This window comes from Pseudomonas sp. GW821-FHT01E05 (genome assembly GCF_059422425.1).
Map to the genome: position 1 here is coordinate 139693 of NZ_JBWKWW010000005.1, position 25708 is coordinate 165400.

Genomic DNA, 25708 nt, shown 5'->3' on the forward strand with positions numbered 1-25708 from the left:
CCTCAGTTCCCCTGCCCTGGCTCGTAGCCATAATCTTCGCGCGCCTGCTCGGCGCTGATGTAACCGAACCGCAAATCGCGCGCGACCTCTTCACGAGGACGCTGGCGCGGATCGCCGTACCCCCCGCCACCCGGCAAGCTCAGCAGCAATCGGCGTTCAGACGGCACAAATTGCTGGCCTTTGCCTCGCAGCAGAGTGCCATCGTCCAACCCGACATAACCTTTGGCGCCCTCCTTGCCCCCCTCAAGACCGCGGGCCGGATACTGGATACGGTCGAACATGGCGCTGAACCGGAAGGCATAACCCTCGGCTGCCGAGACTTCGATTTCCTGACCAAGCCCACCTCGCAGCAAACCTGCACCGCCCGATCCGTTACGCAGCTCCTTGCGCCAGACAATCACCGGCCCCGCATGCTCAGTCGCCTCCACCGGCATGGTATGCACACCACTGGGGAACGCCGTGGCACTCAGCCCATCTTTCGCGGCCCGAGCGCCCATGCCTCCGCTGTTGAACATCAGCATTTCGGCGTTGCGGCCATCCGGGTTGCTTTCCAGAGGGCGCACGCTCAAGTGCAGGTTCCACAGGGCGCTGGCACCCTCGGCAGGTACCTGGCCTGGCAGGCATTTATGCAGCGCACCCAGCACCAGGTCGGGCACGAAATGCCCTAGAACGTGACGCACCGACACCGGAGCCGGGTGCTTGGCATTGAGAATGCAGCCCTCAGGAGCGACCACATCGAACGGTGCCAGGGAGGCGCTGTTGTTGGGAATTTCCGGAGCCACGATGCACTTGAGGCCGTAGCAGGCGTAGGCCTTGGCATAACCCAAAGGCACGTTGATACCGAACTGGCTCATACCGGAGGTTCCGGTGAAGTCCGTAAGGATGCCGTCCGGCCCCACCGTCAGCGTCACCGCCAGGGTCACCGGCACATCGTAGCCATCCAGCGTCATGCTGTTCTGGTAGGTGCCATGGGGTAACGACTTGAAGCATTCCAGAGTGGCGCGGCGGCTGTGCTCAAGGATAAAGCCGCCGATATGCTCGAGGTTATCGAGTTTGAACTCCTCAAGCATGCTCAACAGCCGCTTGTGACCGGTCTCGTTGCAGGCCGACAAGGCGTAGAAGTCACCAACGACACGGTCGTTCTCACGCACGTTGTTACGCAGGATATTGATGAAATCGCGATTGACCTGGCCGCGCTCGAACAACTTCAGCACCGGAATGAACAGGCCTTCTTCATAGACTTCACGGGCATCGGGACCAAAGCCACGGCCACCGATATCGACCACGTGGGCGGTGCTGGCGAAGTAGCCAATCAACTGACCTTTGTAGAACGACGGCGTGACAATGGTGATGTCGTGCAGGTGCCCGGTGCCCTTCCAGGGATCGTTGGTCACGTACACATCACCCTCGAAGATGTTCTCCGGGCCGATGTCGTTAATGAAATGCACCACTGCCTCAGCCATGGTGTTGACGTGACCGGGGGTGCCCGTCACTGCCTGGGCCAGCATGTTGCCGGCGCGGTCGAACACACCGGCGGACAAGTCGCCAGCCTCACGCACGCTGGTAGAGAATGCCGTGCGGATCAGGGTCAGTGCCTGCTCCTCGACCACGGAGATCAGGCGATTCCACATCACCTGCATCTGAATATCGATCAATGTTTCGCTCATGGGAAATCGCCTTCTTATGCAAGTGACGCTTAGCGTCGAACGACCAGCAGACAGCCGTCAGGCTGGACCGTGGCGGTGAACGAGGACGACACAAAAGTCGAGGTTTCGCGTTCTGCGATGATGGCCGGACCGTCGATCCGCGCACCCGGCTGCAACTCTTCGCGCTGGTAAATACCCGCATCGACAAAGCCGCCGCCAAGCACATCGAACACCTCGCGCCGGGACACTTCATGGGCACGATGAGAGGCTTTGATCTGCTCCACCGGCAAGACATCCATCAGTGGCGAGCTGGCCTTGACCGACCAGCTGACTATTTCCACGTCTGGCCCCTCGATCGGGCGACCGAAAAACATGGTGTAGGCCGCTTCGAAAAGGACTTTGAACTGTGCCGTGTCCTCTTTGCTGAATGCCTTGAATGGCAGGCTCACCGGAATCTCCCAGCCCTGACCGACGTAACGCATGAAGGCAGTGCATTCCAATTCGGGCTCACCCTCGGGCATGCCCTGGCGCAAGAAACCGATGGACTCGGCTTTCATGTCGTCGATCAGCCCATTGACCTGGGCCGCATCGAACTCCGACAGCCGCACAAAGGCGCTGCGAACCGCTTCATAGCCGAACGGCGCGCGCAGGAAGCCGATGGCCGACCCCACACCGGCACCCGCCGGTACCAGGAATCGCGACACCCCCATTTTTTCGCAGAGCCGCGCCGCATGCAGCGGGCCACCGCCACCAAACGTGATCATGGTGTAGTCGGCAATGTCCTTGCCGCTTTCCACTGCATGCACACGCCCGGCGTTTGCCATGTTTTCATCGACCACTTCACAGATGCCGTAAGCGGCAGTGAAGGCATCCATATTCAGCGGAGCACCAATAACCCGATCGACAGCCGATGCGGCATTCTTGGTCGACAGGCGCAACGCACCGCCGGCAAAATTATCCGCATCCAGCCGACCCAGCAGCAGGTTGGCATCGGTAATGGTCGGCTCCAGGCCACCTCGCCCATAACACGCAGGCCCTGGCTCGGATGCCGCGCTGTGCGGGCCAACGCGAATCTGGCGCATGCTGTCGATGCTGGCAATCGAACCGCCGCCGGCACCGATTTCAACCATCTCCACCACCGGAATTGAAATGGGCATGCCACTGCCCTTTTTGAAGCGGTACGTGCGCGCCACTTCGAAGGTCTTGGCGGTTTTCGGGACCTGGTTTTCGATCAGGCAGATCTTTGCAGTGGTGCCGCCCATATCGAAGGAAACAACCGAGTTCAGCGAGTATTTGCGGGCAATATCGGCGGCAAAGATCGCGCCACCTGCCGGTCCCGACTCCACCAGTCGCACTGGAAACTCGGCGGCGCTCTGCACGGAAATGATGCCGCCACCGGAGTGGATCATGAACACAGGGCAATCGGCACCCGCCTGCTTGAGCGTGACCACCAGGCGATCAAGATAGGATTTGATCAGCGGCTTGACATAGGCATTGGCACAGACCGTGTTGAAGCGCTCGAACTCACGCATCTGCGGCGAAACTTCGCTGGAAATCGAGATCAACACCTTAGGCAAGCGGACCTGCAGGGCATCGCGCAACAACCGCTCATGGGCGTCGTTGACATAGCTGTGAATCAAGCCAATCGCCACGCTCTCGTAATCACCTTCTGCGATTCGCTCAACCAGGCAATCAATGTCTTCCCGGGTCGGCGCAATCAGCACCTGCCCATGCACGTCAAGGCGTTCGCGCAAGGTGTAGCGATGCTCACGTTCAATCAACGGCGGCGGCAAGGCGATATTGATGTCGTATTGCTCGAAGCGGTTTTCGGTACGCATTTCCAGCGTGTCGCGAAAACCCTCGGTGGTGATGAACGCGGTCTTGGCGCCCCGCCGCTCGATCAGCGCGTTGGTCGCCAGCGTCGTACCGTGGATCAGCTGATCGATATCGGAAAGCTTCAGGCCCGCCGCTTCAATGACGGCGTGAACACCGCTCAGGATCGCCCGCTCCGGGAGCTCATAGTCAGTCAGAATTTTGGTTGAATGCAGCACACCACCGACATCCAACGCGATATCGGTAAAGGTTCCACCTATGTCCACGCCGACCCGGCATGAAGTAGCAGTCATCGTCGTATCCCCTGAAGTTCTTGAGCTCATGGCAAGAGGCAATCAAGCCGCTTAAATGTAAGTTATATGTTGTCTTACAGGCAGTCAAGGACTAACGCCCTGGTTTACGCCATCTCCGACAAAGATCGAAAAGACCAGCGCCGTTCCAATCCCGGCCAGATCAGTCGAGCGTCTTGACCATCCGCGAACCGCCTACGGCCTGCGCCGTGGGAAATACCTCAAGGCGCGTCACATCCACCTGTTCAGGCAGGCGCAGGGCCGCCAACAGCAGCTGAGCAATGTCTTGTGGCATGATCGATTCATACCCCTCATACAGCTCACTACCCGCCGCCTGCATACCCATGGCCGTGCGATACAGCTGAGTCTGTACCCGCCCCGGTGCAATCTCGGTCACCCGTACGCCACTGCCCAGCAAATCGCAACGCAAGGCGTCACAGAACAGACTGATACCCGCCTTGGACGCACCATAGACAGCCGCCCCTGGATGAGGCGCACGGCCAGCGCTGGAGCCGAGAAAGAACAGATGCCCATGGCCACGTTCGATCATGCCTGGCAACACTTGACGAGTCAGGTTCAGGGGCGCCTTGAGGTTGATATCGAGCATATTGTCGATTTCTGCCGGATCAATTTCCTGGAACGCCGCCCGCGTGGACAAGATACCGGCGTTGTTCACCAGCACATCCACGGGGTACTGCTTCAGGATTTCAACGAAAGCATCGGCTTGACGCACGTCCGCCTGCAACGCCACAACCCCCTCCTCGACCCGCAGTTCATCAAGCGCTTCGCGACTGCGCCCCACTGCAATCACTTGCATACCCGCATCACGCAACGCCAGGACAATCGCCTTGCCGATGCCGCTGGTGGCACCGGTGACCAACGCACAGCGATAGGCCGCCGGCAACGCTGCTGAGTCAGGCATAGATGTAGCCTCCGCTGACGATCACGTTTTCGCCTGTGGCATAGCTGTTGCGACTGCTGCCCATCATCACAATCCACTCGGCGATTTCAGCGGGCTCAGCAGCGCGCCCCAGCGGGTTCGCCGCCGCCAACTCGCCCAAAAAGCCCAGTTGCCGGGCACGCTCGGTCGCGAAACCGGCGGGCGCCACCGAGTTGACCAGGATCTGATCCTTGGCGCAGGCCTGGGCAAAAGACTTGGTCAGGCTGACCACCGCGGCCTTGGTCGCTGCGTAATGGGCATTTTGCGGGTGCGCCTTGAAGGCATCCACAGAGGTCACGTTGACGATGCGACCGGTCACCGCCGGTGCCGCGACATAAGCCTGCATATGGCGAACCGCTGCAACCATCATGTGATAGGTGCCCTTGATATTGACTGCGTTCTCCAGATCCCATTCGTCATCGCTGATCTCGAAAATATCCTGGCGTGGATAAATCGCAGCGCTGTTGACCAGGCAATCCACACGACCGAGCGCATTAACGATCTGCTGGAAAGCGCCGTGAGCGCTTTCCTTGCGGGATATATCACCCGCCGCCGTGGCGACTTCGCAACCCTCTGCACGCAGAATACTTGCGGCCTCGGCCATCAGTTGCTCATTGCGGTCTATCAGACCGATTTTCTGCGCTCCGCGCCTGCGCATCAACTTGGCTGTTTCCAGCCCCAAACCCGATGCCCCACCTACGATTACGACCGTCTGACCATCCATAAGCACCTCCGCGATTTAGTCTTTACGTAAGATGCCTGTTGTCTTACATTTGGTCAAACCAAAATTGTGCGAAAACGGCCCGGCCATCGCCTCGCCACACGCACACAGGACACCAGCATGCCTGCGGCCACTTTCCCCTCCAGCCCTCATTCCGCCATACGTGATCGCCTGCTCGACGCCGCGACCCAGCTGTTTGCCACCCGCGGCTACCAGGCCATTGGCCTGCGTGATCTGGCCGGCCACCTGGGCTTGCATGCTGGCTCGCTGTATCACCACATCGAAAACAAGCAGTGCCTGTTGTTCGAGCTGATCGAATCCACCCTGGCCGATCTATTGTTCGACACAAAACGCCGCATGAAAGGCGCAAAAAATCCCGATGATCGCGTGCGCCGCTTCGTGCAGGCCTTCGTCAGCTTCAGCCTGGCGCAAACACATCGCTTGCAACTGGTGACTCGAGAGTTCGTCAACCTGTCCCAAGAACAACAGCAGCAGATCAATGCCCTGAAAAATAATTATGCCTCGATTCTGAGTAGCATCATTGCCGCCGAATGTGCAAACCAAAGCCGGCAAGAAAGTCAGATCAGCCTGGCAACCCATGCCGTCATCGGCATGCTGTACGGGCACGTGCAATGGCACGGAGTCGAGGTCACCGAACAGCGCCTGACACAAGCGTTGATCACCTTCGTCATGGGCATTATCGAAAGCGCCAAGAACAATTCAAACATGGCCTGAATAGCATGCACCCACAACGACTGGCACTGCACAACGAGCTGCACGCGCGCCCTTCCCTGTATTTCGACGAACCCGCTGACGTCTTTCATATGGCGTTTATCGCTGACGAAGCGCTATGCGACACCTTGCTGAGTCGATGCTGCCCCGACCCCGTCGACCCACAAGCGGTCCAGGGCATCACCGAACTGGACGGCCACGCCTTGAAGTGGGAGCGGCACGCGGAGTTCCTGACCCTGACGCTGGTAATGACCTCCTCCAACCAGGAGCCTTGCTGGAGTCCGCCACCCAAGACATTGATGGACAGGGTCGAACCCTATTTGAAGCACATGATCAATGCCGTGCAGATTATGGTACGTACCGACGCATCCTTTACCGGCGATCTAGCGACTTACGGATTCAAAGACCCTTGTGGCTCTTGCATAGGTGGGGGCGATGCGGTGGCCTGGAGCGATTTTCGTCTGAGCGAGGACGGCACCAACCACTTTCTATTCGTTAACAAGCGCCTGAATGCCTATCGCCAGGGACGGATGATCCGTCGCCTGCTGGAGATCGAAACCTACCGAATGATGGCTTCGCTTTCACTGCCCACCGCGAAAGCGTTGAGCGCTCAACTCAATGCCTTCGACAAGACACTGGTCAATCTCTCGGAGCGCAACGCCGGGTCCGATACTGAAAATGCGAAAGTGTTGCTGACTGACATTGCCAACCTTTCGGCGCAAGTGGTCAGCATCACCGCGAAAACCCGACACCGCTTCAGCGCGACCCAAGCCTACGCTCAGCTGGTGTTCGAACGCCTGGGCGAACTACGGGAAAGTCACGTGGGTGATTGTCAGCGGCTCGGTATTTTTATTGAAAGGCGCTTCAAACCCACAGTCAGGTATTGCTCCGTGACCGAACAGCGCCTGGAGCAGCTAGCCAAAAGCGTCGCTAACCTTGGGGATCTTCTGCAGGCACGCGTTCAGGTCGAGATGGAGGAACAGAACTCGGAAATTCTGAATAGCCTGAACACTCGCGCAGACACCCAAATCAAAATCCAGCGCGCAGTAGAAGGCTTGTCGATTATCGCCATCACTTACTACCTGCTGAACCTGCTCAAGCTGCTCTATTCGGGATTGAACCTGCTGGGAGCGGACGTTTCCGCAAAAGACGCCATGCTGGCCATGACTCCGCTCGCCATCAGCATGCTTGCGCTGGTTTTGATCAGGATCAAAAAAGCCAAAGAGCATTGATACGACAGGGTCCACAGGATCTGAACGCTAGTGGCCTGTACGGTTAGTTCGTCAGTTCAAATTCGGATGCCAGAAGCCCCTGGCCAAGGCGCTGTGACGAGTCATAGCCCGCTATGGCGAGGAACAGCAACGCAGGATAGGGGCTTGTGGCGCCGAAGTTGACTAACAGAACCAACCACACAGGCCACTAGATGCTGGCCTTCAACTCACTCAGCAATGCCCATCGTCCACAGTCTTGTCCGCAGTGATGAGCGGCTCGATGCCCCAGTCACCATGCAGATACCAATCGTCGCCGATCATCTCGGCGGGATGCATCGTCCGATCGGCAAGCACCCTCCCCACAAGGGGGTCACCCATCCGGGGTAAAAATAACCATTAAGTGGGTGTTTTCACCCTAAACCTCATGGTCTTTTTCACCTCACACTCTGACAGCCCCAATAAATAAGGACCTCCGGGCCTGGCCCGGGTTTTGCTCAAGTCTGAGCACCCCCACAGAAACCTTTGATCCCTCCTCGATTACCCGGAGTCGTCATGAGAAAAGTCATCCAGCCACTGGCATGGTTTGTCGTGCTGACCTCAATCGTGGCTTTGGCCAGCGGTGTCTCTCTAAGTCTCGTTTGACTTGCTAGCCATCTCCCTCCCCAGCCATCAGGACGATTTTTTATGGTTGATCGTCTGCGCCTGGAACAGTTCGAGTGAGTGACATGCCCATCTGTCTGTATTGCCAACACGCAAACCCCTCGCATGAATCCCAATGCCACCAATGCGGCATGCCCCTGCTTACGCATTTCGACGCTGGTCTGCCCGACGAACGTGCAACGGACGGCAATGCACACGGCATTGTTACGCCTCGTCCCTCTGATCGACCTTGACGCGGATCAACATCAACGGATTCCTTGAGGTGATAAAGCATCAATTTGCCATCATCCACAAAGCAAAAGTCATGCTTGTGCAAGTGCAATGGCACAATATGCCAATGATCGAACATTCCTGTTTGTCCTGATCCGAAGCAAACCGTGACGATTCGAAACGTTGTAAACAACGAGGTCTGCCGTGTGGTAGTCGGCATCGCTCGTTAATTTCATTGGCTCGGCGCAATGCAGGCTTAAAAATCGAAGAACACCGTTTCACCCTCCCCCTGAATGCGTATATCGAAACGATAAGCCACCTTGCCGTCCACCTCGCAACGCTGCGCTATCAGCGTTTCCCGACGCTGCGGTTGCTCGATCAGATTCAGCACCGGGCACGTCGCGTTGGCGTGTGGCTCATCGGCGAAATACAGCCGGGTCTGCAGGTGAATATTGATCCCGCGAGCAAACAGCGACACATTGATGTGCGGCGCCATCGGCACACCGGCGGCGTTCTTCACCACCCCGGGTTTGATGGTGTTCAGCGTCCACTCACCGGCATCGAAGGTGGTGGCGGTCCGGCCGAAGCTGTTGAAGGCTTTTTCCGAGTCGAAGACCGGGTCATAAACCCCTTCATGGTTGGCCTGCCAGAACTCCAGGAACGAGTCGCGCACCAGGTGGCCATTGCCGTCATAGACATGACCGATCAGCAGAATCTGTTCACCTGGCGCGCCGGGCCTGGCCATCTGGTTCCAGATTTCCTCAGGCCGGGTCGGGTTGCCGGCAGCTTCCAGAGCCAGGCCGATATGCACGTAAGGGCCGGCCGTTTGCGAAGGGGTTTCGGGTAGCAGTTCGATAGGCATGAGCGTCACTCCTCAGCAGTTTTCGAAGTGGGTCTTGCGCTGGCCGCGCAACACGATGTCGAAGCGATAAGCCAGGCAATCCATTGGATTGGCGCTGCCCATATCGAGCCGGGCGATCAGGCTCTGTACCGCCTCTGGGTTGGCGATCGACTTGACGATCGGGCACATCGGGATCAACGGATCGCCTTCGAAATACAGCTGAGTGATCAGCCGCGTGGCAATCGATGGCCCGCTGATGGAAAAGTGAATATGCGCCGGTCGCCAGTCATTCGGGCCATTGCGCCATGGATACGGGCCGGGCTTCACGGTGCGGAAACTGTAATAGCCATCGCGGTCGGTCAGGGCCCGGCCGACACCGCCGAAATTCGGGTCCAGAGGCGCCAGATAGCGATCATTCTTGTGCCGGTAGCGACCGCCGGCGTTGGCCTGCCACATCTCCACCAGGGTATGCGGGATTGGCTTGCCATATTGATCACAGACCCGGCCGGAAACGATGATCCGCTCCCCCACCGGCAAACCACCGTTGTTGAAGTTGAGCAGCAGATCGTTATCGAACCGACCCATTTTCAGGTGGGAGAAATCCGGGCCGCTGGTTTCGCTGGTCGACTGGGGAATGCTCACCAAGGCTTGGCGTGGAGAACGGGCGACAGAGGTTTTGTAATCAGGGGTCAGGGCTTTGGGGTGCCAGTTTCGGTCACGGATGACGAAGCGACTGCTGTCTGCATCAGACATGTCGATCTCCTGTTGTTTGATTGATGGAGGGGGTGCCTCGCAGTTTCAAACAACAGACCCACCGTGAATATTGAAAAACAGCCACTTAAACATAACCATACGGTTATGGATAAAACCCTTCGCGATACGCCTGCCCTACCTCGCGCAGCACCTCGACACACCACTGGGCCGCCAGTGATAACGGCAGACTGGCATTACTGGAAATCCCCACTGAACCACCCGGTTCGCGCTGCCCCGGATTGATCTCGACCAGTTCGCCGCTTGCCAGATCCAGGCGCACTGCATCCAGCGGCGCGATCCAGATCGCCTCGCTGGACAACACATAACGGCGGCTCAGGGTCACGGACAAGGTTTCCAGACGCTGCCGCGACTGGCTGATGCCACATTGCACGAACAGGCTGTCGGCAAACTTGCGAATCGTCGTCCCTGCCAGTGGCAGCACCAGCGGGAAATCTTCCAGGGCGCCACGCTCCAGTGGCCCGGCCAGCAAGGGATGATCGGGGCGCACCACCAGGGTCATGGATTCGCTGTACAGATGCTCGAAAGTCAGCCCCTGAATCTCCGGACTGTCGGTCATACGACCGACCACCAGGTCGACATCACCCACTCGCAACTGCGACAACAAATACGCGCTCGGCCCGGTCACCACACTGACCACCAGCGCCGAATGGCGCTCGTGCAAACGCCGCACAACCTCAGGCACCAGCAAGCTTTCCACCGTCGACAACACCCCAAGTCGCACCCTGCCCGCCGCATATTCGCCACCGCGCAAGGTATTCACCCCATCACGCAGCGCCTGCACCGAAGGTCCGGCATAACGCAAAAAGGCGACCCCGGCCTCGGTCAGGCTCACGCCACTTTTACTGCGCATAAACAGGCTTGTCGCCAGCAGTTCCTCCAGCTCCTTGAGCGTCTTCGACATCGCCGGCTGACTCACTGCCAACACATCCGCCGCCCGCGCCAGGCTGCCCTGACGAGCCATTTCAAGAAAGCATACGAGGTGACGGAATTTGACGCGGGTGTCGATGTTCACTACAGAGCCCTGTGAAGTTGCCTCGACTGCGTCGAAACGTTTGCAGGCGATATTACAGTGCCCTCAATTGCCTGACGACCGGACTGCAAGTCGCCAGTCTTACCGTGCCCCAATCAACGAGCGAAAAGAGTACGTTGCGTTGACCAGCTGAGCGTGTACCGTCATTTTTATGGCGCCATTTGGTTGTTTTTAATGACAATTCTCGAAGTAACGCTTGGACAATTCAAAAAATTGGCGGTATCATTTTGATATCAACCCTGCTGTCGACTTGCTTAGCCGACACGACAAGCAGCGGATAAGCTTCGAAACCTTGGTTGCACCTGCCTGTACGTTGCGCTACTTGCGGCAATCATTGCGTACCGGACCCGGATCAAAATGCACGGACCAGCAGCTTGATTTGCCGTGCACCCGGTTGAACACAGAAGTATTCAGACAAGACACTCGACTGAGTGATTGGAGACGACAGGGCTGGTTCGAGTTGCATGGGACTTGCGCCCCACCAGCGAGGCGCCGCGTTGACAGCGCCCTCGGCCCTGAGCCGCGAAGTTCACCGATAACTGCCGTAAAGCCTTGATAGCCAAGGAAGAATTCGCCGAAAGATGACAAGGACGTTATTCATTACTCGAAACAAACACTTGATGATTGCACGCCGCGAGTCCCGGCTTTACGGGACCCCGAGGCTCTGCCGTGGATGGTTCAAGAAGTCACACGAGCCAGACACCGAGTGCCGGCGAGCGCCGAGGATGGTTGTCGCATCCGATATGGCAACAGGCACATGAACGGGTCTGCCCGTCCAGCAGCAAGGATGATTCAGGTCATGTCAGGCGCCGGGTTCATCCCTGAACGTCCGTGGTTTTTCGAGGTTTCCGGCCAGATGACAGCTCCTTTGCAGCGGCCGTTGCACACCCGGTTCACGGTAAGAAGGCGGTAGAGGATCGATTGTTGCATAGGGCTCTCGGCCCGGTTGGTTTAAGGCATTTTTCGGGTACGGAGAGGTCAGTTTGAGTCATGTCAGCTTAGGCATCCGGCATTTGCAGGATGAGCAAGTGTTATTGCGTCAAGGAGGCCTGTACTGGGTCTCCGTCGACCTGAACAGCGATGCCCAGACGCTTGCGCTTCAGTTCCTGAGCGCCTTGCCGCAAGCCCAGCCAACCACACTGGTGTGCGGCGGATGCGATCCCCGGGCCCTGCTGGAAAACCTCGACGGCGAGTCTGGCCCGGAGCGTCTGCGGCTCTTCGAAGTAGCCGACGATGATCTCGGGATGGCCCTGAAATCCTTGGCGTCCGAGTTGCATCGCGGCGTCAGGACCCCAGGCAGTCAAATCCTCCTGCTATTACCGGCCCTGGCCTGGCGGCGCTTTGACGCCCGGCATCTGCAGCAATGGTGTGAAGAAGTACGCCAGTGGTTGCGCCAGCGTCGCTGTACCCTGGTGGTCCTGTGCCACGGCCAGGAACCGGCGCTGCATGCCGAACTGGTGGGCCTCAACGAAGAGTTGTCGGGGTTGGCGCAGTTGTATCGGCGTGATGGCAGCATCCGCTATCAGCAGCACTTCTGGCACAACGAGCTGGGCGTGTGCACCGCCCGAGAGTTCGAACTGGAGCAGGCCGACGGCGTTCTTGGCCTGAGCCAGGCGCAACGTGGCAGCCCGCAAGCCATCCGCACCGATGACCAGCGCGTCTACCTGACCCAGCGCAGCGTACTCGAAGGCGCACCGCCGCTGTCCCAGCAATGGCGACTGTTCGAGGGGCGCGACGAGCTGCTGCTGCACGCCCTCAAGGCGCGAGCCGCTAGCGTGATCGTGGCCATCGAAGGCAACGACCAGGTCGAAGACCTTGCCCGTCAGTTGCACAAATTGCGCAATCAGTGCGGAACGGCACTGAAAATCATCGTTCGCGAAATGGAGCCCTGCCTGCGCTACCGCGACGAGCGTCTACTGCTGGCCTGCGGCGCCAATCTGATCGTGCCGCTGAAGGCCTCGCTGGCGCACTTTCTAAGCCTGACCGATAGCGTGCAGGGGCAACTCTGGCATTACCGCAGCGACATTGATTTCCAGACTCTGTACGACCGCATGCGCCCCCCTCATGTTCGCGGGCTGCTGACGCCGAGCACGTTCATCGCAACCCTGGACCAGGTGTACCGCGGCGCCTCGGGCGAGATCAGCCACCAGTTGCTGAAACTGCAGTCACGTGGCGGACTCGAGATCGAGCAATACCTGAGTCAGATCAGCCTGCGCCGCTATGGCGACATCGCTTGTGTGCTGGACGGCACCTTCTATCTGTTTCTGTTCGCCTGCCGCGCCGATGGCCTGGAGCCGGCCCTGGGCAATATATGCCGCCTGCCATGGGCCGATATTTTCAGCGCCTGCGAGTCGCTGCCGTCGGTGGATCACTTGCCGCGCAAGGCCTTTATCGAGGCGACCGAATTGCCCGAGACCTTCCGGCTGGCGGATGAGCGGGTCATCGACAATCTGTCGCAGTCCGTCGGGTTGACCGGCTTTACGCCACACCGCATCACCCTTTCGCTCACGGAACCTTGCGCATGATGTATTCCGAGTTGCTGCAGGTGATTGCCGCCAGCAGCCTGCTGACGCTGGCGCTGGCGATGCTGCTGAGCCGTTTCAGTCAGCGTATCAGGCACGGGCTTGAGCGTTACTTGCGCCCGCGTTACCTGAAATCCCGTGGCGTACGTCGGCGTACGCCCCCGCAACCTACCCAGAGTAAGCCCCATGAGCCGTCCTGAAATCCCCGTCATCGCGCAACCTGCGTGGATCTGGCCGGGTCTGGGCCTGTGGAACCTGTACTTTCTGATCAAGTTGCTGTTGTTCTGGGGCGGTTACCTCAATCTGCAGATCCTGCCTAATCTGGTGTTCGCTGCCGTCTTGCTGGTGCCGTTGCGCAATCGCTATGCGAGCCTTCTGCGTTGGCTGATCGCCGTGCCGCTGGGGGTGGCGCTGTTCTATCAGGACTCCTGGCTGCCGCCGTTCAGCCGCCTGCTGGACCAACCCGGCGTACTGAACTTCACCGGTGCATACCTACTGGAGCTGGCCGGTCGCTTCATCGACTGGAACCTTTGCGGGCTGCTGCTGATCGTGGTGGTGGCCTACCTGTTCGTCAGCCAGTGGCTGCGCCTGACCACCCTGACCCTGGGCTGGCTGGCGTTGCTGGGCAGCGCCAACCTGCTGGCGTTGCAAGCGCCCGCGCAACAGGCTGCGAACCCCGGCACGGCTTCTGCCAGCGCCGTGGTCAGCAACGCCGAGCCCGACAGCGCGACGCTGGACGACTACCTGCAGAAGTTCTATGAAACCGAGGCCGGCCGGCGCGTCGAGTTCAAACCCTCGACCTCGGCAGCCCAGCCGTTCGATCTGCTGTTGATCAACATCTGCTCCATGGCCTGGGACGACCTGGACGCCGTGGGCCTGCGGGACAACCCGCTGTTGCAGCAGATGGATGTGGTGTTCGACAACTTCAACTCGGCCACCGCCTACAGCGGCCCGGCGGCGATACGCCTATTGCGCGCCAGCTGTGGCCAGCAACCGCACAACAAGCTCTACGGCGTGGCGCCGGAGCAATGCCTGCTGATGGACGATCTGCGCAAGCTCGGGTTTGCCAGCGAAGTGATGCTCAACCACACCGGTCAGTTCGAAGGTTTCCTCGATGAAGTCCGCAGCCAGGGGGCTCTGCCCAATCCGGCGGTGAACGCCTCAAACCTGTCGCGGGCGCTGGTGGGCTTCGACGGCTCGCCGATCTGGCGCGACCGGGAAGTCCTGGACAAGTGGTGGCAGCACCGCGAGAACAACCAGGATTCACGCGTGGCGCTGTTCTACAACACCACCACGCTGCACGACGGCAACCGAGCGCTGACCGCCGACGGCGGCACCAAGAGCGCCGAGTACAAGCCTCGCGCCCAGGCCCTGATCGACGACCTGACGGCCTTTATCAAGGAACTCGAGCGCAGCGGTCGGCGCGTGGCCGTGGTGATAGTGCCCGAGCACGGCGCGGCGCTGCATGGCGACCGCATGCAGATCTCCGGCATGCGCGAGATTCCGAGCGCCTCGATCACTCACGTGCCAGTGGGCATCAAGCTGATCGGCATGGGTTCCGCGGCGAATTCAGCGCCGCTGCATGTCAGCGCACCCAGCAGTTACCTGGCCTTGTCCGAAATCATCGCCCGCTTGTATGCCGCCGCTCCCCAGGCCGAGGGCCGGGGGCTGGACTGGCAGGCGCTGTTGAGCGATCTGCCGCAGACCCCTGCGGTGTCCGAGAACTCCGGCACCGTGGTGCTCGACTACGCCGGCAAGCCCTATGTCCGGATCAAGGAGAAAGGTGCATGGCTACCTTACCCTCAGCGCTTCAAATGAGTGCCTTGGCGCATGCCCGTAACGGGCGCGCCGATGACATCGCCCGACTGAAGCTTGAGCTGAAGCTGCCGGACCTCGAGTACGTGGACATTTCCGCCGAACTGGAACTGCGCCGCGCCTTGCAGCGCTGGCCGCTATTGGCCGAGCTCGAAGAGGCACTGCCGCTGGAAACACAACTGAAGGCCCCACAGGAGGTGAGGACGTGAGATCGCTGAGTCTGCGCGGGTTGCGTGGAGGCGTCGGCAGCAGTTCCCTGCTGGCGGGGATAGGCTACGCCCTGCACAGCCTGGGCGAGCGGGTGCTGATGGTCGACATGTGCCCGGAAAACCTGCTGCGCCTGTACTTCAACCTGGCGACCGTGGAAAGTTGCGGCTGGGCCCGCGGCATGCTCGATGGCGAGAATTGGTACAACCAGGCCTGGAGCCTGGCGCCAAATTTGAGTTTGCTGCCCTATGGCCGCCTCGACCGTGAAGAACAACTTGAAATGGAACGCCGCCTGGCGAAGGACCACACCCTGTGGGCCAGACGTCAGGCCAGCCTGGCCGAGCACTACGACTGGGTACTGTTCGATGTGCCGCAGCGCCTGGTCGGGCACGGCAACACCGGCCCCTGTCATTTCCCTATCCAGGTCGCCGAAGCAGACGCGGCCTGCCATGTGCTGCTGCAACAGCAAGAGACGGTGAGCGGTCCGCTGCTGGTCAATCGTTTCGATCCCGGTAGCCAGTTGCAGCGCGATCTGATGCTGATCTGGCGCAAGAACCACGCCGATCGGTTGCTGTCCCTGACCGTGCACAACGATGAGGCGATGCGCGAGTCGCTCGCGTTCAAGACCCCGGTCGGGCTGTATGCGCCGGGCAGTCTGGCGGCCCAGGACGTACTGAGCCTGGCGACCTGGTGCCTGGCCCGTCGCCTGGAGGTGGCATGATTGCCCGCTGGTTTCCCTACACCTACCTGCGTCGCGAGTACGATACCCCCCCTCTGACCGGGCTTTGGCTGGCCTCGCTCAATGCTCTGGCCTGGCTGTTCCTGCGCCTGGAGGCGCCGGGCTGGCAGCAGTTGCGCGAGCAGCGCCAGCGCTGGTATCCGCAGTTGGCGAACAAGCCGCCGAGCCTGGGTGATCCGCTGCGTTTGCTGGTGCAAAGCATCTGGTTGCTGCTGGTGCAGCCGCTGCGGCCACGCCGCCCGCTGAGCTGGCGGCGCTGGACGCGCCCCGCGCGACTGCGGCAACGCCTGCTCGGCGTGCGCTTGGGCCACTTGCTTGAAGCCTTGCCGCGCCATGTCCAGCAAAGCCGGCGAGTGCGGCAGAGCCGGATCTGGTGGAAAGGCCTTGAGCCTCGCCGTCAGCGCTGGCTGAACATCGGTGTGGGCGTGGTAGCGGTGGTGCTGATGCTGCTGTGCATCACCGAACCCTTCGGCTACATCGCCCAACTGGTGTTCGTGATTCTGCTCTGGGCGCTGGCCATGCTGGTGCGGCGCATCCCGGGGCGCGTCCCGACGCTGTTGATGATCGTCCTGTCGACCATCGTGTCCTGCCGCTACCTGTGGTGGCGCTATACCTCGACCCTGAACTGGAACAACCCGCTGGACCTGACCGTCGGCCTGTTGCTGCTGGCGGCCGAAACCTATGCCTGGGTGGTGTTGATCCTGGGCTATATCCAGACCTGCTGGCCGCTGGGGCGCCAGCCGGCGCAGATGCCTCGCGATACCCGGCTGTGGCCCACCGTCGATCTGCTGATACCGACCTACAACGAGGACCTCTCGGTGGTCCGCGGTACGGTCTACGCCGCCCTGGGCATCGACTGGCCGCAGGACAAGTTACGCATCTACATTCTCGATGACGGCAAGCGCGAGAACTTCCGCCAGTTCGCTGCCGAAGTCGGCGTCGGCTACATCACTCGCACCGATAACCGGCATGCCAAGGCCGGCAACCTCAACCATGCGTTGGGCCGTATCGATGGCGAGCTGGTGGCGATTTTCGACTGCGACCACATCCCTGTGCGCTCCTTCTTGCAGCTCACTGTGGGCTGGTTCCTGCGCGATCCGAAGCTGGCCCTGGTGCAGACCCCGCACCACTTCCTGTCTCCCGACCCGTTTGAGCGCAACCTGAACATGTTCCGTCGCCGGCCCAACGAGGGCGAACTGTTCTACGGCCTGGTGCAGGACGGCAACGATATGTGGAACGCGGCGTTCTTCTGCGGTTCCTGTGCGGTATTGCGCCGCGCCGCGCTGGAGGACATCGGCGGCTTCGCGGTCGAAACCGTGACAGAGGACGCCCATACCGCGCTGCGCCTGCACCGGCGCGGCTGGAACTCGTCCTACGTGCGCATTCCCCAGGCTGCCGGGCTGGCGACCGAAAGCCTGTCGGCGCATATCGGCCAGCGGATTCGCTGGGCCCGCGGCATGGCGCAGATTTTCCGCACCGACAACCCCTTGCTGGGCAAGGGCCTGACGATCTTCCAGCGAATCTGTTATGCCAACGCGATGCTGCACTTCCTGGCCGGGCTGCCGCGGTTGTTGTTTCTCACCGCGCCGCTGGCCTTCCTGTTTCTGCACGCCTACATCATCTACGCCCCGGCGTTGATGATCCTGTTGTACGTGCTGCCGCACATGATCCATGCCAGCCTGACCAACTCGCGGATGCAGGGCAATTATCGCCAGACGTTCTGGGGTGAGGTCTACGAAACGGTACTGGCCTGGTACATCGCCCGACCCACCACCGTGGCGCTGTTCAACCCCAGGAAAGGCAAGTTCAACGTCACCGCCAAAGGCGGCCTGATGGAGCACAACCAGTTCGACTGGAAGATCGCCCAGCCCTATCTGGTGCTCTCGGCCCTGAACCTGGCGGGCCTGGGATTCGCCTTCTGGCGCTTGCTCACTGGCCCGGCGACCGAGATCGGCACGGTGCTGGTGAGCACTCTCTGGGTGATCTACAACCTGCTGATCACCGGTGCGGCGGTGGCGATTGCCGCTGAAGTGCGACAGGTGCGCCAGACCCACAGGGTGCAGTCCAAGCTGCCAGCGGCCGTGCGTCTGGATAACGGTCGCTTCTACTCCGGCATGCTGGTGGACTACTCCGACGGCGGCGCCGGGTTCCAGGTGGATGTGCCGCTGTCGCTGCCGGTGGGCAGTCGCGTTTCTCTGCTGATGCAGCGTGGGCAGCGCGAGTTCCTGTTTCCCGGCGAGGTCTGCCGTAGCCACAAGAACTTCGTGGGCATCAGCTTCACCAGGCTCACGGAGCAACAAAAGATCGATTTCGTGCAGTGCACCTTCGCCCGGGCCGACGCCTGGATTAACTGGGGCGAAGACTTCGCCCAGGACCGGCCGCTGCACAGCTTCCTGGACATTCTCAAGCTGGGCGCCAAGGGTTACTACCGGCTCTACGAATACCTGCCGGCCTGGACCCAAGTGGTGATCGGTCCGTTCCTTCGCCTGCTGGCCTGGCTGGGCAGTTACCTGCCGCGTATGCCCCTGGCGTCTTCCCCCTCCTCTTCTTCTATAACGGTGAACGCATCATGAGCCGCTATTTCAGCAAATCTCTATTTGCCAGCCTGGCGCTCCTGGCCGTTGCCTGCGCACAGGCCGCCCCGGCGCCTGTCACTCCCCCTCTGGCGCAGGAGCAGAAAGCCCCGAGCTGGGCCACCGCGCGCACCTTCGAACAGCTGGGGCGTTCGGCCGACAGCCTGTTGCTGGGGATCCACAACAGCGATCAAATCGAGTTCACCCTGCGGCGCGACCGTATCGCCAGCGATGCCAGGCTTAAGCTGGAATACACCCCGTCTCCGGCGCTGCTGCCGACGCTCTCGCATATGCGGGTCTACCTCAATGACACCCTGATGAGCGTGGTGCCCATCGAGAAAGAACAACTGGGGCGCAAGACCACGCAGCAGATCGCCCTGGATCCCCGGCTGGTCACCGATTTCAACCGCGTGCGTCTGGAATTCATCGGCCATTACACCGACATGTGCGAAGACCCGGCCAACAGCGCCTTGTGGGTCAACGTCAGCCGCGCCAGCCAGGTTTCCCTGCAGGAACAGGCACTGGCGACCAGGAACGATCTGGCGTACTTCCCGAGGCCATTCTTCGACGCACTGGGCGATGGCAAGCCGGTCATCAACCTGCTGTTTGCCGCCTCCCCGACCATAGGCGAACAGCGCGCCGCCGGCATCCTGGCCTCTTACTTCGGCAGCCTGGCGGGTTGGCGCGGCGCTCAGTTCCCGGTGCTGTTCGATCAGCTGCCGGCGAGCCAGGACCAGGACAACCTCAACCCTTCGGTGGTGTTCGCCACCAACGATCATCGGCCACAGTTCCTCGCAGACCTGGAGAAGTTCCCGCTGGTGCAAGCGCCGGTGGTGCAGCTGATCGACAACCCCAACGACCGCTACAGCAAAGTGCTGCTGGTGATGGGGCGCAATGACGCCGACCTGGCGGTGGCCGCCCGAGCCCTGGCCCTGGGCGGCGACCTGTTCCGCAGCTCGCGGGTGACGGTGGAAAACGTCCAGCAGTTGCAGCCGCGCAAACCCTACGACGCCCCCAACTGGATGCGTACCGATCGCCCGGTGCGCTTCGCCGAACTGCTCAAGTACCCTGAGCAGTTGCAGGTCAGCGGCCTTCTGCCGCGGCCGATCATCCTCGACATCAACCTGCCGCCCGACCTGTTCGTCTGGCGTAACCAGGGCATCCCGCTACAGACCAAGTACCGCTACACGCCGCCGTCGACCAACGACGAGTCGCGCCTGAACATCAGCCTCAACAACCAGTTCATCACCAGCCTGCCGCTGCTGCGTAACACCAACAGCCGTCTGGAAGAACTGCGCCTGGCGGTGCTGTCCAACGAGTCGGCGAACACCAGCGACCACCTCTTGGTACCGGCGCTGAAAATCGGCGATCGCAACAGCATCCGCTTCGATTTCAGTTTCGCCAGCACCTTCGGTAGCTCCCAGCGCGACCGTTGCCAGACCTCCCTGCCGGTGGACACCCGGGCTCTGATCGACGATGAGTCGACCATCGACCTGTCGGGCTATCACCATTACATCGCCATGCCGGACCTGCGCGCTTTCGCCCGCAGCGGCTTCCCGTTCAGCCGCATGGCCGACCTGTCGGAGACCCTGGTGGTGGTGCCGGCCAATCCGACCGCCACCCAGCTCAGCACCTTGTTCGAGGCGGTTGCCAAGATCTCCTCGCAAACCGGCTTCCCGGCGCTGGCGCTGAACCTGAGCGACAACTGGGATGACGCCAGGAAAGCCGACGTCGACCTGCTGGTGCTGGGCGCCCTGCCCGCGGACCTGCGCAATCAGCCGGACCTCAACCTGTGGCTCGACCACACCCTCGACTCCCTGATACAGGCATCGAATGCCGCCGCCGGTCAGGCTTCGGCCCGGGCCGGGCAGATCAACGATGAGCGCAACCTGGGAGCCAACCGGGTCGAAGTGTCGGCCAAGGCCCCGATGGCGGCGATCGTCGGTATGCAGTCGCCCTTCCATAGCCAGCGCAGCATTGTCGCGCTGCTGGCCACCAATACCCCCGACTACCAGATGCTGCGCGAAACCCTGAGCGATAACGGGAAAATCGACGCCGTGTCCGGTTCCGTGGCCATGATCCGGAGCAGCGGCGTGAACAGCCAGCTGGTCGGCGAGCAGTACTTTGTCGGCTACTTGCCATGGTGGCTGATGCTCTGGTTCCAGCTCTCGGAACATCCGGTACTGCTGGCTGGCATGGCGGTCTTGAGTGTACTGCTGGCCGCCTTCCTGCTGTGGCGCGCCTTGCGCTGGGCCGCGCGTCGTCGACTGGCGAACGAGGAGTAAGGGATGAAAGCCGCCATCGCATGGGCGTTGGCCCTGAGCCTGCCGGGTCTGGCGGCTGCCGCCGAGTGCACCTGGCCGGCCTGGGAGAGCTACAAGAAGGCGATGGTGAGCCCCGATGGACGGGTGATCGATCACTCGATGCAGCAGATCACCACCTCGGAAGGCCAGAGCTACGGAATGTTCTTTGCCCTGCTGGGCAACGACCGTGACAGCTTCGCCAAGCTGCTGAAATGGACCCGGGACAACCTCGCCGGCGGCGACCTGAACCGCCAACTGCCCGCCTGGCAGTGGGGCCTGAGCAAGGAGGGTCGCTGGCAGGTGCTGGATCCGAACAACGCCAGCGATGCCGACTTGTGGATGGCCTACAGCCTGCTGGAGGCCGGCCGCCTCTGGAAGCGGCCGGATTATGAAACCCTTGGCCGCAACATGCTCTGGCGCAGCGCCGCGCAAACCCTGCGCCCGCTGCCCGGGCTGGGCCTGATGCTGTTGCCGGGGGATGCCGGCTTCGAATCCGCCGACGGCTGGCGGCTCAACCCCAGCTACCTGCCGCCACAACTGCTGGCGCGTTTTGCCCTGGTCGCACCCGTGTGGCACGACGTGGCGAACAGTACCCGGCGCCTGCTGCTGGAAAGCTCGCCCAAGGGCCAGCCCGCCGACTGGGTGGTCTGGAAAACCGGGCAAGGCTGGGCAGCGGACGCCAAGGGCGCGCTCGGCAGCTATGACGCGATCCGCGTCTACCTCTGGCTGGGCATGCTCGATCCTCAAGTCCCGGGCAGGGCCGAGTTGCTCGCGCAGGTGCAACCCATGGTGGCGCTGACGGCGCGGCTCGGCCATCCGCCGGAGCGTGTGGATGTCGCCCAGGGCACTGCAGAGGGCGTCGGCCCGGTTGGCTTCTCGGCGGCGCTGTTGCCGCTGCTGGCCAGCACAGCCGAAGGCGGTGCGGCGTTGGCGGCCCAACGCGAACGCCTACGCCAGAACCCGCCCCCGGCGGACGCCTATTACAACCAATCACTGCTGATGTTCGGCCAAGGCTGGGACCAACAGCGTTATCGTTTCGACAAGGACGGCCGGCTGCTGCCGGCGTGGACTTCATCATGCAAGTAGTGCTCATGCGCAAAGTCGTGTCGCAATGGACGTTGGTGTTGAGCTGCTTGTCGGGCACCGCGCTGGCTCAGCCGGTTACACCCCAGGAACAGCAACAGTGGCTGCTCGAACAGGTACGCCTGGGCGAAGCGATGTATCGCGAGGACCTGGTGCGCGACTCGCTGGCGCGCCTGGAGTCGATTGCTCCGCAACATCCGCAGGTCTTGGTCGGCGGGATTCGCCAGGCCCTGCTGCAACATAACCAGCCGCTGGTCGAGCAACGCCTGGAGCAATTGCGCCGCCAGGCCCCGGGTTCGCCGGCGCTGCGCCAGGCCCAGGCCCTGATCAAGCTGCAGAGCAAGGACGGTCAGCATCTGTTGCAACAAGCCCGGCTGCTGACAGCTGCCGGACGGGCCGAAGAAGCGGTGGCACAATACCAGGAGTTGTTCGGCAGCGAGCCGCCGGACTTCTCCAGCGCACTGGAATACTGGGGCGTGCGCAGTGGCATCAGCGGCCAGCGCCCCGCGGTGATCCAGCAATTGCAGAGCCTCGACAGCCAGTACCCGGGTAACGCGGGGCTGCGCCAGATGCTCGCCGGCCTGCTGTTCGCCGAACAGCGCGATGCCGAAGCCCTGGCGATTCTGCACCAGCTGGCTGGCGATCCCCAGACCAGCAACCTCGCCTCCGAGCGCGAATACAACTACCTGAGCAAGCTGCCGGTCAGCGGCGAAACCGCTCGCGCCTGGGAAGACTTCCAGCGGTATTACCCCTATTCGACCTTCAAGAACCAGGCAAACAAGCAGCTGCAGCACCAGCGCCAGTTGCTCGGCGATCCGGCCTGGCAGGCCGGCGTCAAAGGCAAGGAGCTGCTGGAGGCCAACGACAATGTCGGCGCCGAAAAGCTCCTGCGCCGCGCTTCACGCAGCTACCCGGACGATGCCAGCCTGATCGGCTTCCTGGGCACCGCATTGATGCACCAGAACAAGCATGACCAGGCCTATGCGGCGTTCACCGAGGCCTTGGGCAAGGAACAGGACACTTCCTGGATCAGCAAGTGGAAAGACCTGCAACTGGCCAACCGCAACTGGATGTTGCTGCAACAGGGCGACGAAGCCCTGGAGCGCAAGGACCTGGCAGCGGCCCGCAAGGCCTATCAACAGGCGCGCCAGGTCAAACCCGACGAAGCCGACTGGCTGGTGGGCCTGGCCAATATCGCCCTGGCCGAAGGCGAAGACATTCAGGCCGAGGCCCTGCTGTTGCAGGCGCGCAAGCTGCAGCCCGACAACGGCAAGGCGGTGCGCGCCCTGGTGCGTCTGTACCAGGCGCAAGCGCCGGAAAAAGCCCAGGCCTACCTCGACACCTTGCCGGCGGCCACCCAGCGCGAATTTGCGGCCTTGCGCCGGAGCCTGGAGCTCGACCGTCTTAACCTCCAGGCCGATGCCGCGACCCGGCGCGCCGACTGGCCGACGGTTTCGCGGGTGCTGCTCAAGGCCCGGCCACTGGCGCCGGACGATCCCTGGCTGACCTATCGCCTGGCCAATGCCCAGCACGCACAGGGGCAAAACAGCGCGGCCGAAGACAGCTTCCGCCAGTTGATCCAGCGCCAGGGCAGCAATGCCCCGGCCCGTTACGCCCACGGCTTGTACCTGGCCTCGATCGGGCGCGACAGCGAGACTCTCGCCACCCTGGCCGCCATTCCCGCGGCGCAGTGGGACGACAATATGCGCGACCTGTCCAGCCGGGTCGAACGCCGCCAACTGTTGGCCCGGGCCCGGGCCCTGCGTGATGCCGGTCACGAGCCGCAGGCGATCGCCCTGCTGCTGCGCGCGCCGAGCACCGACGATCTGGCGACCCTGGCGGACTGGGCCTACCAGCGCGGCGATCAGCTGCAAGCCGAGACCTACTATCGGCAAGTCCTGCAGCGCGAGCCGAGCAACGCCGAGGCGCAGCTGGGCCTGATCGAAACCCTGATTGCCCGCGGCCAGCCTGCGCCGGCGCAGCGCGCCCTGGAAGAACTGGCGGTGCCAGCGAATGCGCCGGCGGCCTACCAGCGACGCCTGGCCAATGCCTGGACCGGGGTGAACCAGCCGGACAAGGCGCGCGCGCTGTACGCCCGCCTGCTCGAGACGCCACAGAGCGATCCGCTGCTGTATCGAGACGCGGCGCGGCTGATGTCCCGCCAGCAGCCCCAGCAGGCGCTGGACAACTATGCCCGCAGCATGGCCGCCGCCGGCTTGATCGATCCCGTACAGGCCACCCCCCGCGACGATCGCGCCATGACCCTGGCCAGCCGGGCGAAGGACGCCGACGAGTGGCTGCCGCGCAGCCTGCGCAGTGACGTGGACACCCTGTACCAGGCGCAGAACCCGACGGTGCACCTCTACCATGACTTCGCCTGGCGTACGGACAACTCGTCGTCGGGGATTTCCGACCTGACCACACAGACCACCATCCTGCGCCTGGATGCGCCGATTGCCGAAGGCCAGGGTTTTCTACAGGCAGAACAGGTCGAGCTGGATGTCGGCAGTTTCGCCACCGAGGCGAACGGCCTGCACCGCCAGCAGTTCGGTACCTGCGCACTGGTCACCAGCGGTTGCCCGGATACCTCCGAAAGCACCAGCGGCACAGGCCTGGCGATGGGCTGGAAAAATGAGCGCTGGGCGCTGGATCTGGGGCACTCGCCAGAAGGCTTCAAGGTGCCGAACTGGCTCGGCGGGGTCACCTACAGCAGTGACTGGCGGTCCCTCGGCTGGTCCCTTACGGCCTCGCGACGGCCGCTGAGCAACTCTCTGGTGTCCTATGCCGGCGCGGTTGACCCGATCACCGGAATTACCTGGGGGGGCGTCACCGCCAATGGCGTCACCCTGGGACTCAGTCATGACGAAGGGGGTGTCGACGGCGTCTGGGCCAGCCTCGGCGCCCACTGGTTGCGGGGCAAGAACGTCGCCGACAACCAGCGCCGGTCGGCCATGGCCGGCTATTACTACCGCCTGATCGACCGCGCCGACGAGCGTCTTCGCACCGGTCTGACCCTCATGTACTGGGGCTATGACAAGGATCTGAGCGAGTACAGCCTGGGCCAGGGCGGTTACTACAGCCCGCAGCAGTACTATTCCATCGGCGTACCGCTCAACTATGCCTGGCGAAATGCCGACTGGTCAGTGCTGCTGGAAAGCTCGGTGGGCTGGTCCTATGCCAAGACCCGCGATAGCGATCTTTACCCCGTTCACGGGGCGGACAAGTTGCGCGAGTTGATCAAGCAAGCCGGCGATGTATTCGCCGAGGATGCCAGCCAGGTCAACGCCGGCAGCAGTAGCAGCGGGGTCAACGTCCGCCTGCAAGGCCTGTTCGAACGCAGGCTATCGGATAACCTGGTCCTGGGCTCCGGCATCACCTGGCAGCACAGCGAGGGCTACGCGCCGAGTCGGGCCTTGCTCTACCTGCGTTACACCTTCGACCCGTGGCAAGGCAACCTGCCGTTGCCGGTCGAACCCATAGCGCCTTACGCCGACAGGCGCTGAGGGTCAGGCCGATGGGTGGCGAGCCGATAACGGAAGGTCCGAGGCCGTTGCAGATTTTCGAGCCCCTGGTTCCTG

Annotated in this window: 18 protein-coding genes and 1 pseudogene; 11 read left to right on the top strand and 8 right to left on the bottom strand. The window is 61.8% G+C overall.

The window, feature by feature from the left end:
* Positions 1 to 2: 2 nt before the first annotated feature.
* The 4 genes from AC07W5_RS12470 to AC07W5_RS12485 form a co-directional block, all read right to left on the bottom strand.
* A complete protein-coding gene (locus AC07W5_RS12470; RefSeq protein ID WP_494993133.1) occupies positions 3 to 1667 on the bottom strand; it encodes a hydantoinase B/oxoprolinase family protein in 1665 nt (554 codons plus the stop codon).
* 29 nt (positions 1668 to 1696) lie between these two features.
* Positions 1697 to 3772, bottom strand: a complete 2076-nt coding sequence (locus AC07W5_RS12475; RefSeq protein ID WP_494993134.1) for a hydantoinase/oxoprolinase family protein — start codon at positions 3770 to 3772, stop codon at positions 1697 to 1699.
* A 160-nt stretch (positions 3773 to 3932) separates the two neighbouring features.
* Entirely contained in the window at positions 3933 to 4691 is a 759-nt protein-coding gene (locus AC07W5_RS12480; RefSeq protein ID WP_495023489.1) for an SDR family oxidoreductase, read from the bottom strand.
* Positions 4684 to 5433 (bottom strand): SDR family NAD(P)-dependent oxidoreductase, encoded by a 750-nt coding sequence (locus AC07W5_RS12485; protein ID WP_494993136.1) that lies wholly within the window; start codon positions 5431 to 5433, stop codon positions 4684 to 4686. Before AC07W5_RS12485 ends, AC07W5_RS12480 begins: the two co-directional genes overlap by 8 nt.
* Before the next feature lie 117 nt (positions 5434 to 5550).
* Here AC07W5_RS12485 and AC07W5_RS12490 point away from each other — a divergent pair, with 117 nt between their 5' ends.
* Positions 5551 to 6165 carry a TetR/AcrR family transcriptional regulator gene (locus AC07W5_RS12490; RefSeq protein ID WP_494993137.1) on the top strand — a complete coding sequence of 205 codons (615 nt, stop codon included), beginning with the start codon at positions 5551 to 5553 and terminating at the stop codon, positions 6163 to 6165.
* A gap of 5 nt (positions 6166 to 6170) precedes the next feature.
* Positions 6171 to 7394 carry a DUF3422 domain-containing protein gene (locus tag AC07W5_RS12495; protein ID WP_494993138.1) on the top strand — a complete coding sequence of 408 codons (1224 nt, stop codon included), beginning with the start codon at positions 6171 to 6173 and terminating at the stop codon, positions 7392 to 7394.
* A gap of 210 nt (positions 7395 to 7604) precedes the next feature.
* Here AC07W5_RS12495 and AC07W5_RS12500 read toward each other — a convergent pair.
* From AC07W5_RS12500 to pcaQ, 4 genes and pseudogenes are all read right to left on the bottom strand, one after another.
* Positions 7605 to 7721, bottom strand: a pseudogene (locus tag AC07W5_RS12500) (DUF3079 domain-containing protein); the annotation flags it as partial.
* Between the two features lie 778 nt (positions 7722 to 8499).
* Entirely contained in the window at positions 8500 to 9105 is a 606-nt protein-coding gene (gene pcaG / locus AC07W5_RS12505; protein WP_494993139.1) for a protocatechuate 3,4-dioxygenase subunit alpha, read from the bottom strand.
* Positions 9106 to 9117: 12 nt separating this feature from the next.
* Positions 9118 to 9837 (bottom strand): protocatechuate 3,4-dioxygenase subunit beta, encoded by a 720-nt coding sequence (gene pcaH, locus AC07W5_RS12510; RefSeq protein WP_494993140.1) that lies wholly within the window; start codon positions 9835 to 9837, stop codon positions 9118 to 9120.
* 103 nt (positions 9838 to 9940) lie between these two features.
* Positions 9941 to 10870 (bottom strand): pca operon transcription factor PcaQ, encoded by a 930-nt coding sequence (gene pcaQ / locus AC07W5_RS12515; protein WP_495023490.1) that lies wholly within the window; start codon positions 10868 to 10870, stop codon positions 9941 to 9943.
* 1001 nt (positions 10871 to 11871) lie between these two features.
* Between pcaQ and bcsE the strand changes: the two genes are divergently transcribed.
* From bcsE to bcsC, 9 genes are read left to right on the top strand one after another with little or no spacing between them, the layout of a single operon-like run.
* The gene (gene bcsE / locus AC07W5_RS12520) at positions 11872 to 13413 is read left to right on the top strand and encodes a cellulose biosynthesis protein BcsE (RefSeq protein ID WP_494993142.1); all 1542 of its coding nucleotides are present in this window, start codon (positions 11872 to 11874) and stop codon (positions 13411 to 13413) included.
* On the top strand, positions 13410 to 13610 hold the full coding sequence (bcsF, locus tag AC07W5_RS12525; protein ID WP_494993143.1) for a cellulose biosynthesis protein BcsF: 201 nt from the start codon (positions 13410 to 13412) through the stop codon (positions 13608 to 13610). The genes bcsE and bcsF overlap by 4 nt, the downstream gene beginning before the upstream one ends.
* Positions 13597 to 15228 carry a cellulose biosynthesis protein BcsG gene (bcsG, locus tag AC07W5_RS12530; RefSeq protein ID WP_494993144.1) on the top strand — a complete coding sequence of 544 codons (1632 nt, stop codon included), beginning with the start codon at positions 13597 to 13599 and terminating at the stop codon, positions 15226 to 15228. The genes bcsF and bcsG overlap by 14 nt, the downstream gene beginning before the upstream one ends.
* Positions 15198 to 15434 (top strand): cellulose biosynthesis protein BcsR, encoded by a 237-nt coding sequence (bcsR, locus tag AC07W5_RS12535; RefSeq protein ID WP_494993145.1) that lies wholly within the window; start codon positions 15198 to 15200, stop codon positions 15432 to 15434. Before bcsG ends, bcsR begins: the two co-directional genes overlap by 31 nt.
* A complete protein-coding gene (bcsQ, locus tag AC07W5_RS12540) occupies positions 15431 to 16153 on the top strand; it encodes a cellulose biosynthesis protein BcsQ (protein WP_495023491.1) in 723 nt (240 codons plus the stop codon). The genes bcsR and bcsQ overlap by 4 nt, the downstream gene beginning before the upstream one ends.
* Entirely contained in the window at positions 16150 to 18744 is a 2595-nt protein-coding gene (gene bcsA / locus AC07W5_RS12545) for a UDP-forming cellulose synthase catalytic subunit (RefSeq protein WP_495023492.1), read from the top strand. The genes bcsQ and bcsA overlap by 4 nt, the downstream gene beginning before the upstream one ends.
* On the top strand, positions 18741 to 21029 hold the full coding sequence (bcsB, locus tag AC07W5_RS12550) for a cellulose biosynthesis cyclic di-GMP-binding regulatory protein BcsB (RefSeq protein WP_494993148.1): 2289 nt from the start codon (positions 18741 to 18743) through the stop codon (positions 21027 to 21029). Before bcsA ends, bcsB begins: the two co-directional genes overlap by 4 nt.
* Before the next feature lie 3 nt (positions 21030 to 21032).
* Positions 21033 to 22133: a cellulose synthase complex periplasmic endoglucanase BcsZ gene (gene bcsZ, locus AC07W5_RS12555; protein WP_494993149.1), complete on the top strand. Its 1101-nt coding sequence runs from the start codon at positions 21033 to 21035 to the stop codon at positions 22131 to 22133.
* Between the two features lie 5 nt (positions 22134 to 22138).
* Positions 22139 to 25633 carry a cellulose synthase complex outer membrane protein BcsC gene (bcsC, locus tag AC07W5_RS12560; protein ID WP_495023633.1) on the top strand — a complete coding sequence of 1165 codons (3495 nt, stop codon included), beginning with the start codon at positions 22139 to 22141 and terminating at the stop codon, positions 25631 to 25633.
* Positions 25634 to 25708 lie beyond the last annotated feature (75 nt).

What these genes read in the sequence shown, in the direction of transcription:
- AC07W5_RS12470 (WP_494993133.1), bottom strand. Translation starts at nt 1,667, where the DNA reads ATGAGCGAAACATTGATCGATATTCAGATGCAGGTGATGTGGAATCGC.
- AC07W5_RS12475 (WP_494993134.1), bottom strand. Translation starts at nt 3,772, where the DNA reads ATGACTGCTACTTCATGCCGGGTCGGCGTGGACATAGGTGGAACCTTT.
- AC07W5_RS12480 (WP_495023489.1), bottom strand. Translation starts at nt 4,691, where the DNA reads ATGCCTGACTCAGCAGCGTTGCCGGCGGCCTATCGCTGTGCGTTGGTC.
- AC07W5_RS12485 (WP_494993136.1), bottom strand. Translation starts at nt 5,433, where the DNA reads ATGGATGGTCAGACGGTCGTAATCGTAGGTGGGGCATCGGGTTTGGGG.
- AC07W5_RS12490 (WP_494993137.1), top strand. Translation starts at nt 5,551, where the DNA reads ATGCCTGCGGCCACTTTCCCCTCCAGCCCTCATTCCGCCATACGTGAT.
- AC07W5_RS12495 (WP_494993138.1), top strand. Translation starts at nt 6,171, where the DNA reads ATGCACCCACAACGACTGGCACTGCACAACGAGCTGCACGCGCGCCCT.
- pcaG (WP_494993139.1), bottom strand. Translation starts at nt 9,105, where the DNA reads ATGCCTATCGAACTGCTACCCGAAACCCCTTCGCAAACGGCCGGCCCT.
- pcaH (WP_494993140.1), bottom strand. Translation starts at nt 9,837, where the DNA reads ATGTCTGATGCAGACAGCAGTCGCTTCGTCATCCGTGACCGAAACTGG.
- bcsF (WP_494993143.1), top strand. Translation starts at nt 13,410, where the DNA reads ATGATGTATTCCGAGTTGCTGCAGGTGATTGCCGCCAGCAGCCTGCTG.
- bcsG (WP_494993144.1), top strand. Translation starts at nt 13,597, where the DNA reads ATGAGCCGTCCTGAAATCCCCGTCATCGCGCAACCTGCGTGGATCTGG.
- bcsR (WP_494993145.1), top strand. Translation starts at nt 15,198, where the DNA reads ATGGCTACCTTACCCTCAGCGCTTCAAATGAGTGCCTTGGCGCATGCC.
- bcsA (WP_495023492.1), top strand. Translation starts at nt 16,150, where the DNA reads ATGATTGCCCGCTGGTTTCCCTACACCTACCTGCGTCGCGAGTACGAT.
- bcsB (WP_494993148.1), top strand. Translation starts at nt 18,741, where the DNA reads ATGAGCCGCTATTTCAGCAAATCTCTATTTGCCAGCCTGGCGCTCCTG.
- bcsZ (WP_494993149.1), top strand. Translation starts at nt 21,033, where the DNA reads ATGAAAGCCGCCATCGCATGGGCGTTGGCCCTGAGCCTGCCGGGTCTG.
- bcsC (WP_495023633.1), top strand. Translation starts at nt 22,139, where the DNA reads ATGCGCAAAGTCGTGTCGCAATGGACGTTGGTGTTGAGCTGCTTGTCG.